General features: G+C 69.0%; 12 protein-coding genes. 2 read left to right on the forward strand and 10 right to left on the reverse strand.

The genetic code is table 11. The annotated features are described in order from the left end of the window. Positions 1-126: 126 nt before the first annotated feature. Complete coding sequence (locus tag Q0654_RS14110) at positions 127-2,043, reverse strand: hypothetical protein (RefSeq protein WP_298854893.1); 1,917 nt, start codon at positions 2,041-2,043, stop codon at positions 127-129. Between the two features lie 361 nt (positions 2,044-2,404). Here Q0654_RS14110 and Q0654_RS14115 point away from each other — a divergent pair, with 361 nt between their 5' ends. Next, the gene (locus tag Q0654_RS14115) at positions 2,405-3,886 is read left to right on the forward strand and encodes a choice-of-anchor Q domain-containing protein (protein ID WP_298854895.1); all 1,482 of its coding nucleotides are present in this window, start codon (positions 2,405-2,407) and stop codon (positions 3,884-3,886) included. A gap of 158 nt (positions 3,887-4,044) precedes the next feature. Here Q0654_RS14115 and Q0654_RS14120 read toward each other — a convergent pair whose 3' ends face one another. The 5 genes from Q0654_RS14120 to Q0654_RS14140 form a co-directional block, all read right to left on the reverse strand. Next, complete coding sequence (locus Q0654_RS14120) at positions 4,045-5,019, reverse strand: biotin-dependent carboxyltransferase family protein (protein WP_298854897.1); 975 nt, start codon at positions 5,017-5,019, stop codon at positions 4,045-4,047. Beyond that, complete coding sequence (gene pxpB / locus Q0654_RS14125; RefSeq protein ID WP_298854899.1) at positions 5,016-5,726, reverse strand: 5-oxoprolinase subunit PxpB; 711 nt, start codon at positions 5,724-5,726, stop codon at positions 5,016-5,018. Before pxpB ends, Q0654_RS14120 begins: the two co-directional genes overlap by 4 nt. Continuing rightward, complete coding sequence (locus Q0654_RS14130) at positions 5,719-6,174, reverse strand: HIT family protein (protein WP_298854915.1); 456 nt, start codon at positions 6,172-6,174, stop codon at positions 5,719-5,721. The genes pxpB and Q0654_RS14130 overlap by 8 nt, the downstream gene beginning before the upstream one ends. After that, positions 6,150-6,812 (reverse strand): dienelactone hydrolase family protein, encoded by a 663-nt coding sequence (locus tag Q0654_RS14135; protein ID WP_298854901.1) that lies wholly within the window; start codon positions 6,810-6,812, stop codon positions 6,150-6,152. The genes Q0654_RS14130 and Q0654_RS14135 overlap by 25 nt, the downstream gene beginning before the upstream one ends. A gap of 844 nt (positions 6,813-7,656) precedes the next feature. Beyond that, positions 7,657-8,265, reverse strand: coding sequence for a mechanosensitive ion channel family protein (locus tag Q0654_RS14140; RefSeq protein ID WP_298854903.1), 609 nt, complete (start codon positions 8,263-8,265; stop codon positions 7,657-7,659). 617 nt (positions 8,266-8,882) lie between these two features. Between Q0654_RS14140 and Q0654_RS14145 the strand changes: the two genes are divergently transcribed. After that, on the forward strand, positions 8,883-11,174 hold the full coding sequence (locus tag Q0654_RS14145; protein ID WP_298854905.1) for a hypothetical protein: 2,292 nt from the start codon (positions 8,883-8,885) through the stop codon (positions 11,172-11,174). Positions 11,175-11,636: 462 nt separating this feature from the next. Here Q0654_RS14145 and Q0654_RS14150 read toward each other — a convergent pair whose 3' ends face one another. From Q0654_RS14150 to Q0654_RS14165, 4 genes are all read right to left on the reverse strand, one after another. Beyond that, positions 11,637-12,662 carry an alpha/beta hydrolase gene (locus tag Q0654_RS14150; protein WP_298854907.1) on the reverse strand — a complete coding sequence of 342 codons (1,026 nt, stop codon included), beginning with the start codon at positions 12,660-12,662 and terminating at the stop codon, positions 11,637-11,639. A gap of 373 nt (positions 12,663-13,035) precedes the next feature. Beyond that, positions 13,036-13,455 carry a type II toxin-antitoxin system VapC family toxin gene (locus tag Q0654_RS14155; RefSeq protein ID WP_298854909.1) on the reverse strand — a complete coding sequence of 140 codons (420 nt, stop codon included), beginning with the start codon at positions 13,453-13,455 and terminating at the stop codon, positions 13,036-13,038. Next, positions 13,452-13,715, reverse strand: a complete 264-nt coding sequence (locus tag Q0654_RS14160; protein WP_091239916.1) for an AbrB/MazE/SpoVT family DNA-binding domain-containing protein — start codon at positions 13,713-13,715, stop codon at positions 13,452-13,454. Before Q0654_RS14160 ends, Q0654_RS14155 begins: the two co-directional genes overlap by 4 nt. Positions 13,716-13,939: 224 nt before the next feature. Next, positions 13,940-14,533: carbon-nitrogen hydrolase family protein (locus Q0654_RS14165; RefSeq protein WP_298854913.1), on the reverse strand; the 594-nt coding region annotated here is incomplete at its 5' end.

Raw genomic sequence — 14,533 nt, forward strand, 5'->3', positions numbered from 1 at the left:
TCGCTTTTTCGCTGCTCAAAGGCGTCGGGCTTGCCAACTGGGGCCAGGAGCAGTGGTCAGAGTGCACTTTACGTTGATGGGATCCGCGACCCAGCGTGCCGCCTCCGCAAGTCGCCGCCCCAACCCTCAACGCCCCTCAAACCCATCCTTGAAGATCGGCCCCAGATCACGCAGCTCGATCGCGCCGAGGTCGACGAAGTAGGTGCCGGGCTCCAGGTTCGGGAAGGGGAAGTTGATGACGCCCAGCAGATCAATGTTGCGGGCCTGATTGTAGAAGTCGAGGCCGCCGCCGCCGCGGCTGAGCGAGCAGCCGTCGAGCGCTCTTGATGCCGGGGTGGGGATGAAGCGGGGGCTCAGCGCCGGATCGTTCTGCGTCGTGCCTTCGCTGAAGACGCCCGGCGCGATTTCCTCCAGCAGGCTGGCGTCGCTCTGCAGCGGGTGGGTGAGCAGGCAGCCGCGATGGGTCAGGCTGCCGCCGTTTGCGGTGCGGAACACGCGCATGGTCGAGCCGTGGGTGATGCTGCCGGCGATGTTCAGGCTGGCGCCATCGAGCAGGGCCATCTGCAGCACCGGGTTGGCCACCACGGTGCTCTGGCGCATGAAGTGCGGACCGCCGCCGAACAGCTGCAGCAGCGAGGGCGTGAGGAAGCCGGTGCCAGTGCCCAGCGCGCGGTTGTCGTGCAGGATCGAGTGCGAGAGGTTGAGCGTGATGCCGCTGGCGTAGGCCACCGCGGCGCGCCCGGCGTCCTCGTTGTGGGCGAGCAGGGTGCGCTGGATGCCGACGCTGGCGCTGGCGCCGCTGCTGTTGAGGGCCTGCAGCACGCCGCCGCCGCTGTTGCTGGCGCTGCCGTTGGCCAGAGCGCGGTTGTGGGCCATCAGGCTGCAGGCTTCGAAGCGGTAGGCGGTGCCGCCGAGGCTGGCGTCGAACAGGCAGGGCTGGAGGCGGCCGTGGTCGAAGTCGACCTCGACCCGCGCCGAGGTGAACACCGCGCCGCCGCGGTCGCGGGCCGTATTCGCGATGAAGGCGCCGTTGCGCACATCCACGCGCGCCAGATTCACCGTATCGCCGGCTGCATACAGCGCACCGCCGCGGCGCGCTTCGTTGTCGAACATCAGCAGACTGTAGGCGTGGCGATCGCCATCGCCGAACAGAACCTGCGAGCGCTCGTTGTAGATGCCGCCGCCGAGGCCAGCGTCGCTGGTGCCAGCCAGGCCCGCGCTGTTCTCGTCGATACGCGCCTGGGCCAGGTTCTGCGGGCTCTGCGACGCGGGCGTGCCGGCGAGCAGGCCGGCGCAGGCGTCCAGATACACGCCGCCGCCGTTGCCCTCGCTGCGGTTGCCGCTGATGGCGCCCTCGTCGATGAACACCGCCGACTGCGGATCCGCGCAGTAGAGGCCGCCGCCGCGGGCCAGCGCACCGGGCGCTTCGTTCAGGCCGATGCTGCTGCCGTCCTGCAGGCGCAGCTCGGCGCCTCCGAGCACCGCCACGCCGCCGCCCCGCTGAGCGCGGTTCTGCGAGACGGTGCTGGCATCGAGCCGCACGCGCAGCGCGCCGTGCACCCGCAGGCCACCGCCATGGGGCGGATTGTTGCTGGGAAACGCGAGCGGCGCGGTGGTGTCGCCGAAGCTCAGGCGAAGATTGCGCAGGTTCAGCGTGCGCAGCGTGCTGCCGAGGTTGTCGATGCCGAGCACGCGCCCCTGCGAGCCCGCGCTGATGCGCAGCACAGTGGCGCCATTGTTCTGGATCGGCGCGTTGGCCGAGCAGCTGGCGAAGTTGCCCTCGATGCTGATGTTCGCCTGCGGGTTGATCAGCGAGAACGCGCTCTCGTAGTGGAAGGCCGGCGTGCGCGCGACTTCCGGCAGGGCTATCAGGATGCGATGCCCGCCCAGCTCGGGCGTCGAAGCCGCAGCGTCGAGGGCGGCCTGCAGGTCGGTGTGCGTGCAGGCGGCGTCGCCGACGGGGCCGACGCGGTAGGTGGCGGCTTGGGCGGGCAGGGCAAGGCTCGCGATCAGCACAAGGCCGGCAGGAGTCAGCAGCTGCATGGGGCAATCCGGAAGCGGGAACATGCCTTCAAGCGTACTTGCGCGCCGCCACAGGACAAGCTTAGCTGTGCTCTTCGACCGCGGCATCGCGTCGGGACAGCGCTGCGGCGGCCACCGCAATCGGCAATCTGGCTTGCGTGCGTGTCAGGCTGCGACCCTCAGACCCGAACGGGCGCGAGCCGCCCCGCGCTCGGCCGGTGATTGAATGGATCGGGGCTGCGCAGGACATGCAGAGCGTCGCCTGCGCGGGTGGATGCAGGCCCGGTCCTGATCGCTTCGCCTCTGGATAACGCGGCATGTCGCAAAGTCGGGCGTGGCTACGAATCCACTGGATGATCCAACGTCCGAGGTACTGCTCGCCATGAACCCCACTGCTCCTCGAATCTGCCGGCTTGCCGGCGCCGCGATGCTGCTGTCGATCGTGGCGCTCCCGTCTCTGGCCTCGGCGCAGGCGCGCGCGCCTGAACCTGGTGAAGCCGAGCCGAGTTCCTCCATCGCGGTGCCGCCCCTGAGCGCCGCGGAGATCGCTGCCATCCCGCGTTCGACGGCCGTACGTCGTGAGGACGGCAGCGCTTACGTTGGCGTTCCAGCCCGCGCTCCCGAGCCCACTGACGTCGAGGCGCGCCTCGCGCTGCACGCGCAGGCCGGGGTCCGCGCAGCGGTGTTCACCGTCAACTACCTGGGCGACACCGACGCCAACGACATCAACCCCGGTGACGGCGTCTGCGCCGATGCGCTGGGAGCCTGCGGCCTGCGCACGGCCATCCAGGAAGCGAATGCGCTGCCGGGGCTGGACACCATCGTGCTGCCGGCCGGCACGATCACCCTCGCTACTCCCGGCGCGAACGAGGAGGCTGCGCTGACGGGCGATCTCGACATCACCGACAGCCTGACCATCCGCGGCGCGGGTGCATCGGTCACCCTTGTCGACGGCAACGGGGCGGTCACCGAGGACCGCGTCTTTCATGTTCGGCAGAGCGGCAGCAGCTACATCAGCGTGGACTTCGTCGACCTGTCTGTGCGCGGCGGTAACCTGGTGTTTGGCACGGGAGCGGGCATTGCAGCGACCTGCCGTGCTGATGTGGTCGTTCGTCGCAGCGGCGTGTTCGAGAACTTTGGAGCGCAAGGCGGCGGTCTGAGCGTGTCGGGATCGGGCGGCTGCCCGCCCGAGCTGCTGCCGCGGATGGTGGTCTACGAGAGCGCGGTCTATCGCAACACCGCCAACAGCAACCTGGCGGGCGCGGGTATCGATCACTTTGGCGGCGGCACGCTCAGCGTCATCAACAGCACGGTGGCGCTCAACGTCAACAGTTCCCCGACGGCCTCGGCCGCGGGAGGCATCAGCGTGTCGTCCAACACGCCCAATGTCGCAACCATCCGCAGCAGCACCATCATCGACAACAGCGCTCCCAATGCGACGACTCATGACGGCGTCGGCCTGCGGCTTGGCACTTCGTCAACCACGACCCTGATCGACAATCTGGTCGGCTTCAACATCTTCAATAGCGGCACCCAGACATCGAACTGTGGCGGCACAGGTGCCGCCATCACCAGCGCTGGCGGCAACGTCTACAGCACGGGTGCGGTGACCTGTCCGGTCACGGTCAATGACAGCACAGGCAATACGTTCTCGCTGGTAGGAGCGCTCGCCCTGAATGCCCCGGGGCAGACCCCGACTGCAGCGATCTTCTCAGCGTCTGCCGCACGTGCGTTCGGCAAGTCCTGCATTCTTCCGAACGATCAGCGCGGTGTCGAACGTCCGCTGCGCGCCTGCTCCAGCGGCGCCTACCAGTTCGTGGTGGCGCCCCCTGTGCCGGAGATCTTCGACAACGGCTTCGAGTGAGGCGGGCCGGCGCCTCAGATGAGATCCTTGGCCATCCGCGCTTCATTCCAACGTCTCCCAGGGACATGCCCCTCATGCCTGGATGCGCCGCGCAGGGTCGGGCCGACAGGCGCCATGCCGGATGCGGATCGCCGCAGGTTCGCCCCGGGGATGACGGGCTACTCGGCCATCACCTGCTGGGCCGAGAGCCGCAGCTTCTGCAGGTGGCGCTCCATCTGGCGCAGACGCTCGACGGCGGTTTCCTGGCTGCCTTGGACGAAGCGCAGCGACTCGCCTGGCGCGAGCTGGGCAAGCCGCGGCAGGTCGGCGCGCGCGGCGTGGCCGATGCGCGGGTAGCCGCCGACGGTCTGGGCGTCGGCCATCAGCAGGATGGGGCCGCCTTCGGGCGGCAGCTGCAGGGTGCCGGGCACCACCGGTTCGGACAGCGTCGGCGCGGGCTCCAACAGCTCCAGCGTCGGGCCCTCCAGGCGCAGGCCCATGCGGTTCGAGCGGGCCGACACCCGCCATGCGCTGTCGAACAGCAGCTCGCTGTCGGCCACACTGTCGCGCGCCGGCAGCAGGCTGATTTCAGCGGGCTGGTCGAGCTCCAGGATCGGCGCCGGGTTGGCCCACCAGCGCGCCATGCGCACGCCGATGTCGGCGCGCGGCCAACTGCGGCCGACCAGGCTCATGCCGCGCAGGCGCAGCTGGTCGCCTTCCTGCAGCGCTCGGCCGGCGAGGCCAGGCCAGCCTGAGCCTGGCAGGCAGCCGCGGCCGTCCAGCACGGTCGGCACATCGATACCGCCGGCCACGGCCAGGTAGCCGCGCGCGCCGCGCTGCATGCGGCCGATCCGCAGGACCGTGCCCGCGCCCAGGCGCAGCGGTCGCCACATCGGCAGGGCGAGGTCTTCGACCTGCACTTCGAAGCGACCGCCACAGAGCGCGATCACCACATCGTTCTGAAAGCGCAGGGTCGGCCCGGTGAGGGTGAACTCGAGCGCTGCCGCGTCGTCGGCATTGCCGACCAGGGCGTTGGCCGCACGCAGGCTGAAGCGGTCCAGCGCGCCGCCCAGCGGCACGCCGATCGCGCGGTGACCGCGGCGACCGAGATCCTGCACGGTGGTCAGCAGGCCGGGCGAGAGCACCTCCATCATGCCTCGTGCTCCCGCTCAAGCCGCTTGAAGTCGGCCGGCGACACCGCCACGAAGCGCACGCGGTCGCCGGGCATCAGCAGGCTGGGGGCCGCGCGGCGCAGGTCGAACAGGACTTCGGGCGTGCGCCCGATCAGCCGCCAGCCGCCGGGACTGGCCTGCGGATAGATTCCGGTCTGTGCGCCGCCGATGCCGACCGCGCCGGCGCGCACCTCCGCACGCGGCGTGGCAAGACGCGGCATCGCCAGCCGCGGGTCCAGTCCCAGCAGATACGGAAAGCCCGGCAGGAAGCCGATCATCGCCACCGTGTATTCGGGCTTGCAGTGCAGGGCGATGGCGGCGTCCTCGTCGATGCCGGCGTTCGCGGCCACGGCGGCGAGGTCGGGGCCGTAGTCGCCGCCGTAGCAGACCGGGATCTCGATGCGGCGCGGCAGGGGGGCGCGGCGGGTGGCGTGTTCGTGCTCGCGCAGCCGCCCGCGCACCCAGGCGGCGACGCTGTCGAGGTCGGTCTTGAGCGGGTCGAAGTGGATTGCCAGCGCACTGTACGAGGGCACGAATTCCTGCACACCCTCGGCGGGCTGCTGGCGCAGCAGGCTGGAGAGCTGCTGCACGGCCAGCGTCAGGGCGGGGTCCAGGCTGTCGCCGAAGCGCAGCAGCAGCGCGGCTTCACCCAAGGGCTCGAACTGCGGCTTGAGCTTGCGCTCAGTCATCGGCGCAGGCCCGGGTGGCGTCGAGCGCGGTGATGAGGCGCGCGATGAGGGCGCGAGCGTCGGCAGGCGCATAGGGCTGGCGCGCACCGCTGCCCCAGACCGGGCCTGGCCAGGCAGCGTCGCCGGGCTGGCGGGCGATGAGGTGCAGGTGCAGCTGCTCGACGATGTTGCCGAGCGCGCCGAGGTTGAGCTTGTGCGGCTTGGCCACGGCGCTCAGCGCTCGGGCGGCGTGGTTGAGCTCGATCAGCAGCTCGGCCTGGTCGAAGGCGGACAGCTCGAACAGCTCGCGCAGGCCTGCGCGCCGCGGCACCAGCAGCAGCCAGGGAAAGCGCTGGTCGTCCATCAGGCGCAGGCTGCACAGGCTGAGTTCGGCCACCGGCAGGCTGTCGGCTTCGAGCCGGGGATCAAGCTGGAAAGGTGCGCTCATGCCAGGTGCAGTTCCAGGAATTCCCGGCTGACTTGCAGGGCGCGTGCCGCGGATGGCGCGTGAAAGTCGACGCGCTGCTCGCAGTTGAAGCCGTGGCCGGCGTCGAACAGCTCGATCCGCGCCTCGGGCAGGGCGTCTCGATGGGCCTGCACGGCCTCGGGCGGGATCAGCGGGTCGTGCTGGCCGAACAGCAGCAGCAGGGGCGTCTGCGGGCGCTCGTGCAGGAAGCCGACAGTGCGGCCGCCGTAGTAGCTCACCGCCGGCAGGCCCAGCCGCGTGCAGCACAGGAAGGCGATGCTTCCGCCGATGCAGAAGCCCAGCGCGCCGACCTTCAGCCCGCGTGCGCGCAGCGCGTCGGCGGCAGCAGCGCAGCCAGCGACGCAGCGATCGAAGCCGACCTCGGCCATCAGCGCCCGGCCGCGGGCGACGCCGGCTTCGGTGTACTCAAGCTCCACGTCGGGCTCGACGAAGTCGATCAGCTGCGGCGCCAGCACGGCGTAGCCGAGCTCGGCCCAGCGCTCGGCCACGCTGCGGATGTGGGCATTGACGCCGAAGATCTCCTGGATCAGCACCAGCCCGGCGCGCGGTGCTGCCGCGGGCTCGGCGGCGTAGGCGCGGATCGCGCCGTGGGCGGTTTGGAGATCGATCGAGTTCGGCATGTCGGGTGTCCGGCAGCAGTGGCGAGTGGCGCAAGCCTGAGGCCGGCGCATCAGCCGCCGAGGATAGGACCAGTGCGGGTATGGAAGGAATGCGTGCAGCCTCAGCCGAATCGTAGGGCGGATAAGCGCAGCGCATCCGCCATCAGCCCCTCAGCCTGAACACCGGGCGCTACGCGCGGCCGGGTCCCTCGGTCTGAACAACGTGTGCCGGCTGCTGCAGCGGTGTGGGCGAACCAGGTCGCCGCTTTGGCCTGCGCACGGCGTCACCCGCTGTTGCTGGCGCATGCGCTGCGCTTATGCGCCCTGCGCGAACCCTGTACGAGGGGTAGCGCGAGGTTCTGGTACACGCGCTGCGCTTATGTACCCTACGCGAACAAAGGTCCGCGGCTGCGCTGTCCGCGCGGCGTCCCTCGCGCCGTAGGGCGGATAAGCGCAGCGCATCCGCCATCAGCCCCTCGGCCTGGACACCGGGCGTTACGCGCGGCCGGGTTCCTCCGTCTGAACATCCTGTGCCGGCGCTGCATTGGTGTGGGCGAACCAGGTCGCTGCTTCGATCTGCGCACTGCGTCACCCGCGGCTGCTGGCGCATGCGCTGCGCTTATGCGCCCTACGCGAATCACGGCCTTCGGCTTTGTTCTCGGCATGGCGTCACCCGAGTCGAGGACCTTTGGTTTTGTTCGCCGCATGGCGTCCCTCGCGCCGTAGGGCGGATAAGCGCAGCGCATCCGCCGGAAATGCCCCGCACCCGCGAAAGATGCGCTGCCAAGGCCGGAACCACCCACCGCTACCCGCGAGGCGGGCTTGCGTGCAGCGCATGCGGCCACTCCGGCCCGGCGCGCGTGCCTTACGGCGCTCTTTCGCCTGCGTTCTCGGGCTTGGCGCCTTCAAGCGCCAGCGGCGGCTCGGCGCCGCTGCGCCAGCGCCGCACCGTGCGCTGGAAGAACAGGTTGTTCGGCACCTGCAGCACCGCCTGGCTGCGCTCGCTTTCCAGCTCGCGCAGCGTCGTGTAGACGAGGTTGATGTCGATCACCTTGCCCTTCAGGCCCGGCTTGTCGCCGCTCTCCAGCAGCTCGACGTAGTCGCCCAGGCGAAACGGCCGCGTGGTCAGGATCAGCAGGGCGCAGAACAGGTTGGACAGCACACTCCAGGCCGCGAAGAAGGCCACCGCCGCCACCGCGGCGAAGCCGGTGAAGGCCGTCCACAGCACGGTGCCCGAGACCCCGAAGTGCTGCAGGATGGTCAGCAGCGCCGTCGACCAGATCACGAAGCCGAGGATCCGCCGCGCGCCGATCACCAGCTCCTCGGGCAGCGTGTAGCGCCGCGCGAAGCGCTGGATCACCCGCCGCACCAGCGTGCGCAGCAGCCAGGCCAGGGCCAGCACCAGCAGCACATAGCCCGCGGGCAGCAGCACGCCCAGCCAGTCGTGGATCCACAGGGGCAGGTACTGCTTCATCGCTGTCTCGGTTGCCGTGGAACGCGGAAGTCTAAGGCAGGCCGGATCGGTCCGGTGCCGGGAGACGCCGCCAGCGGCGTCCGCACAGGTTGGGGGCGCGGGCAAGCCCTTGCATCGGCAGGGAGTGCCGCATCGATACACGCGCACTCGCATGCGGGCCCGAGTAGGCCTCTCCCTGGGTGAGTGGGCGGAAGGGGCACCCCGGCGCGGACCACTTCAGGAGATGCGCCGCGGCCCCCTGGGGGCGCTGCAGCGCCAGCGAATCGTGGCGCTGCCCGTTCCGCCTGTGCCGACGGTCGGGCGTGTCGCCGTCCAACGCCCAGGAGGCTGCCGGCTTGACTGCCCGGTCGGCCCCATACGGCCTGTCCAGCGTGGGTCCGGAGCATCCCGCACGCCGACTGTGCCCGCCGCAACAGACCAGCGCCCGGGTATTCTGTCGTTTCGTTGAACTGTTGTGCCCTCAGGGAAAGTGCATGGAAGGGCTGTTGTCATCCCATGCGCTCCCTGTTGTGCCAACGACCTCGCAAGGCATCGGCAGGTATCGCTTGTCCTTGATCCGCCCGGTCCTTGCGTTCATCCATTGGGAGTTTTCAATGCGTGCATGGAGTGTCCTGCTGATGTCGGTTCTTGCGAATGTTTCGAGCGTCGCCTGTGCGATGCCCTGGATTTCCACGAGTGAGCTCAAGGGCCTGCGCTCCGCCACCGACGAGGAGCGCGCCGGCATCGCCCAGCTGCTGGGCAGCGGCAACATCCTCTACGAGTTCAACGACGGCGATTTCCTGGTGCACGATGGCGACCTGCATGTGCCCGGTCACTTCGCCCCCAGCGGCCGGCTGCTGGTGCGCGGCGACCTGCGGGTCGATGGCGTTTACGACGATGACCGCGACTTGCCCTACGGCATCGTTGCCGTGCTGGGCGACATGCAGGCCCAGCACATCTACAGCTTCGCCTCGCTGCATGTGAAGGGCGATTTGCACGTCGAAGGCGTGATCGCGACGGTCTACAACGACTTCACCTTCAAGGTGGGCGGCGCGCTGAGTGCCGCCGGCCTGATCGTCTCCGACAAGGATGCGAGCTACCAGCCAGGCGAGCTCGGCTTCCAGCTGGATGATCGCTACCGCGGAGCGGAAGAGATGAAGCCTGCGCACAGGCTGAGGCACGAAAACGGCCTGCGTCGGCTGCGGCCGGAGTTTCTCGGCTCAGCGGGTTTCCGTGACCCCGTCGATGAGTATGAGACGGCCTATTGGGTTCGCATTGATGAAGACGGACTGCGCCGCGCCATGCACGAAGGTCGCCCCGTGCTGCGCGAAACCGAGGCCCCGGCCGAGCTGCCGCAGTGGCTGGAGGCGGCTTTTGATTTCGAAGCCGATGACGCCAGCCTGCTGGCCCTGGTCGGCAAGGATCCCCTGGTCGACCAGCTGATGGCCGCCCGCGAGGAGTTGAGCGCGGTGGTCGCCGAGGCACTGGCGCGTGGTGGTGATCCCATCGTGCTGGAATGGCTGGCCGATACGCATCCCGCCATCGCCGAGGCGCACGCCGGCGACAGCCTGCAGGCGGGCATGGCGCAGCGCCTGGCGGCCGACCCGAACGCCGATCCGGCGACGCTGGAGCGCATCGCCCGCAGCCCTGATCCCGGTGTGCGCGCGGCGCTGGCCAAGCGCACCGATCCGTCGGTCGCACTGATCCGCCTGCTCGCCGAGGACCCTGAGCCCGCCGTGCGCAGCGCCATTCTGATCGAAGGCTTCAACGTGCTGGCGCTGGAGCCCGAGGCACTGGCGCCGCTGATCGAATCCGCCGATCGCCAGCTCGCCAATGCGCTGGGCCATGCCAGCCTCAGCCTCGAAGAGGTCGATGCCCTGCTGCCGCGCATGGATCGAGAGGGCCATATCCATCTGGCCCGGTCGCTGTGGAGACAATCGTTGGGCGCGCAGCCGGCGCGCATGAGTGCCGAGCAGCGCGTGCAGCTGATCGATCGGCTGCTGGCGACGCCGAAGATGGATGGCCGGGCGCGCGCCTACGCCTTCGTGGCGCTGGATGGTGGGCAGCAGGCGGAGCGCATCGAGCTGCTGAAGCAGGGCGACGCCGATGACCACCCCTTGTTTCGGCTGGCCGCGCCCGAGTTTGCCGACTGGCTGCTGGGGCTTGCCGCCGAAGCGGGCAGGGCGCCCGCGCGGCTGGGGCTCAATCGCGGGCTGCCGCCTGATCGCCAGCGACGTCTGCTTGAGCTCAGCCTGAAGGCACCCGAGGCGGAAGGCGTGGAGGCGCTCGCCGATCTTGCTGCCAATGACAGCCTCGACCCGGAGGTGGTGATCACGCTGATGCGAGAGGCCCTCAGGCTCGGTTTGAACAGGCACACCGATCTCGCGGATCGGCTGCTGAACCGCCGCAACTTGCCGAAGCCCGCCATCGATGCGCTCATCGCGCGACACGGCTATGTCGAGGACGTGGTGCTGAGCCTGCTCAGCCAGGCCCATGCTGATGCGAATCAGGTCAAGACAGCAGTCGCTGCGTGGTACAGCCGCGGAAACATCGCGAGCGAGGCGGCCTCGCTGGCGGGCCTGGAGGGCGAGGCCTACTTCCGTGCCCTGGCCAAGGCGAAGTCACCCGAGCTGCGCGAGATCGCTGCGGTCAACCACGGCACCCCGGCCGAGCTGATTCCCGAGCTGCTGGCAGACGAAGTTCCCGAAGTCCGCCATGCCGCGGGCCAGCAGCCCTCGGTCACCGGCGAGCAGTTCGCCGAGCTTGTGGGCACCGTCGAAACCTGGCGCGATGCGTGGGACCTGCCGACCCTGTCCGCCGACGCGTGGAGCGCGATCCTGGCCCGGCACCAGGGCGTCGGCGCACGCCTCAGGCTGAAGGAATGGGCCGCCATCGGCGAACTGGAAGCGCGTCGTCGCGCCCAGCCCTGAGGGCCGGCGTCTGGGCGGCGGCAGGCGAGCCGTCTTGCAGGCTGCTGCAAGACGGCTCGATGCGCTTGATCGACCGGATTGGGGCGCGCTTGTGCTTGGGCTGCGGCGGCGTTCAGGCGTGGCGCGTGCCGAGGGAGATCAGGGCTTTCGTGGGCGGTCCTCATGGGCGTGCGTTACGGTTTGCGGTGCTTTCGTGAGCGCGCGTCTGTTCGCTCGCTACGCCAAGCATCGCGTGTTCGTTTGGCAGCGGTGATTCGCCGGCAGTCACCCGCGTGCCCGATACCCTTGAGGGGTCAGGGGTTCGATACACCCTGTGGGATATAGCGCGCCAATCCCAGCCGCATTGTCTTCCCCGAAGCGCCCATAGGGTGCGCCCCGGCCCACCATGAGCTCAACGCATGCCCGCGTGGTGCATTTCCGTCTGGGCCACGCCGCCAATGGAGACCCCGAACCGAAACCGCGCTACTCCGCCGCAGGCGTGCCCGCGGCAGGGTCCTGCAGCTCTGCAAGCAGGCCCCGCACCGCCTGCACCACGGCGAGCGGCTGATCCAGCTGGATGTCGTGTCCTGTGCCCGGCACCTCGATGGCCGAGCTGCGCGAAGACGCCGCGAGGATGCGTGCATGGGTCTGCTCGCGCGCTTCGGCGATCACCTTGAGCACCTCTTCGGGTGCGTCTTCATCGCGCAGGCCGGCGCTCAGCAGCACCAGCGGAATCGCGCCGTAGGACTCATCGGCAGGCACGGCTTCCGCAAACACCGCGATGTTGCTCGCCAGCTCCGATCGCAGCGTGCGCCAGTAGGCGGGCTTCGACTTGTTGTTCACCGCGGCTGCCGCGACGCGTTCACCCATCCAGGCCGGCTGCGCGCGCAGGCAGCGCTGTTGGATCGTTTCGGCATCGTTCGCCACTGCCGCTTCTTCGCAGCGCATCAGCACGGCGTCGCGCTGCGGCAGCATCGCGGCGATCTGCTGCTTCCAGTCTTCCGGCATGCCGGCATCCGCACCCTGCTCGGGTGGGTCGATCAGCACCAAGCCCGCGACCTGCTGCGGATGACGCTGCGCAAAGCGACGCACGATATTGCTGCCCAGCGAATGACCCACCAGCAGGACCGGCACCGGCAGCTCGGCTGCCTCGATCAGTGCCTGCAGATCGGCGACATCCGCATCGAGATCACGTGGCATCGGGCCTTCGTCGCTGAAGCCATAGCCCGCGCGATCGTAGGCACAGACGTGCGTCAGTTCGGCCAGCCCCGGCTGCACCCGATACCAGGTGCTGGAGTCCGCGTTGCCGCCCGCTTCCAGCAGGATCACCGGCCCGCCCTCACCGCTGCAGCGCAGGTTCAAGGCCCGGCCATCCGCCAAGGCCACGCGTTGCCCCTCGGTCGCATATGACTCGTCGATCGGATCGACCGCCGTGTCGGCGCCTTGGGCTGCAGCAGAAGTCAGAGCGAGAAGTGCAGCAGACAGGGCGAGCCGGAAGAAAGTGCGCATGGATGAACATTCCTTGTAGTGAGCTGGCGCAGCTGCAAACACATGGCAGCGCGCAGGGTAAGCCTTCAAATGGTGAATGCCTACATAGCGCGCCAACACGCGCCCCTCCACATCAGGCTTCGACACCGCTACGCGCCCTGCGGCAAGGCGCCAATAGGGTGGGCCCCGGCCCACCATGAGCTAGACGCCCGTACCGGTCTTCGCCAAGGCCCCGCCCTCCCATCGCGAAAGCCCGCGCGAGGCCAGCGGGCAAAGACAAACCTACACCTCCGACACTCTGCACCGCTGCGCCAGCATCCCGCTCGCCGTATCGAGATCCAGACGTGCCACCTGCAGCCTCAGTCGGCCCTGCGGCTGCCAGCAGGTCACTCGCTCAATCCGCGACATCCGAAGCCCAGTCCTCCACGCTCAAGCCGCTGACGCGCGCAAACTCGCGCATGTTGTGCGTCACCAGCGTGGCCGCATCGGCCAGGGCGTGGCAGGCGATCCAAAGATCGTTCGCGCCGATCGGCGTGCCCTGATCCTTCAGGCGTGTCGCCTGCTCGGCGTAGTGCCGACAAATTGCCGGCCCGGTCGGATAGCGGATTGGCACCTGGCGGCTGAGCTGGTCAAGGCGGCGCAGCACCTCGGCCTTGCGCGTGCTGCGCTCAGCGCCCTTGAGCAGCTCCGCCCAAGTGATGAAGGACATGCAGATTTCGTCGGACTCGGGCAGCGCATCGATGCGCTGGGCGACGCTGGGCGGTCGGTTCTTGATCAGGTAGATCAGGATGTTGGTGTCGAGCAGATAGATCACAGGGGCTCGCGCTCCTGCACATCGGGCTGGCTGGCACGTTCCGCCTCCAGGGCCGCCACGAACTCAGCGTCGGCGTCGGCCAGCGCCTCAAGGGCTTCAAGCAGGGCAGCACCACGCCGCGCACGCAGCGGATGGATGATCAGATCACCCGCCTCGTTGCGGGTGATGGTGACGCGGTCGGTATCCAGCTTGAACTCGGCCGGGATGCGCACGGCCTGGCTGTTGCCGTTGTTGAACACACGAGAGGTCAGGGTCGCCATGGCTGGCACCTGTGTTTACTTGAGTGTGTGTACTTTGGGGCGCCGCGTGCTGAGCTGCAAGCCCAGCCAGCTGCCCAGCGCGAGCCGATACCCCACACCGCCGCGCCACCGAGCACCCATAGGGTGGGCCCTGGCCCACCGTGAGCCCTACGCTTGCCCCGGTCCTCACCAACGCCTTGCCATCACCTTGCAGGCCTGCGCGCGAGGCATGCGGCACAGTGCAACTACTGTCCCGACACCCTGCACCGCTGCGCCAGCAACCCGGTCGCCGCACTCAAATCCAGATCCGCCACCAGCAACCCGGGCACCCCATGCGGCTGCCAGCAGACCAGCCGACCATCGGGACCAGCGATGGCTGAGGTGATCGGCACGCCATCGCTCGCACAGTTGACCGAAGCGAAGTAAACGGTGTTCTCGGCGGCGCGGCAGCGCACGGCCATCTCGTGGAAGCTGCCGGCGGGGTCGGCAAAGGTCTGCGGGCGGAAGCCGCCGGGCTCGCCTATAGCGGCATGCGGATGAAACACGACCTGCGCGCCTCGCCGCGCCGCCCAGCGCACCGTCTCGGGATAGCGCCAGCCCTCGTGGCAGATCACCACGCCAAAGCGCAGCGGCCCCACGCTGAACACCTGCCGCTCGCTGCCGTAGGCGGGGTAGGCGGGCTCCTCGTCCGGATCGATCTGGCCCTTGTCCTGCCAGCCGAGGATCTCGCCATCGGCACCGATCACGCAGGCGCTGACCTGCAGCCCGCGTTCGGTGATGCGCTGTAAGCGTCCGGCTGTCTCACCTTCCAACCTGACCCGATCTTCCTGACCGTCGCC

Origin of the sequence: uncultured Aquimonas sp., assembly GCF_937888285.1 — a bacterium.
Lineage (GTDB): Bacteria > Pseudomonadota > Gammaproteobacteria > Xanthomonadales > Xanthomonadaceae > Aquimonas.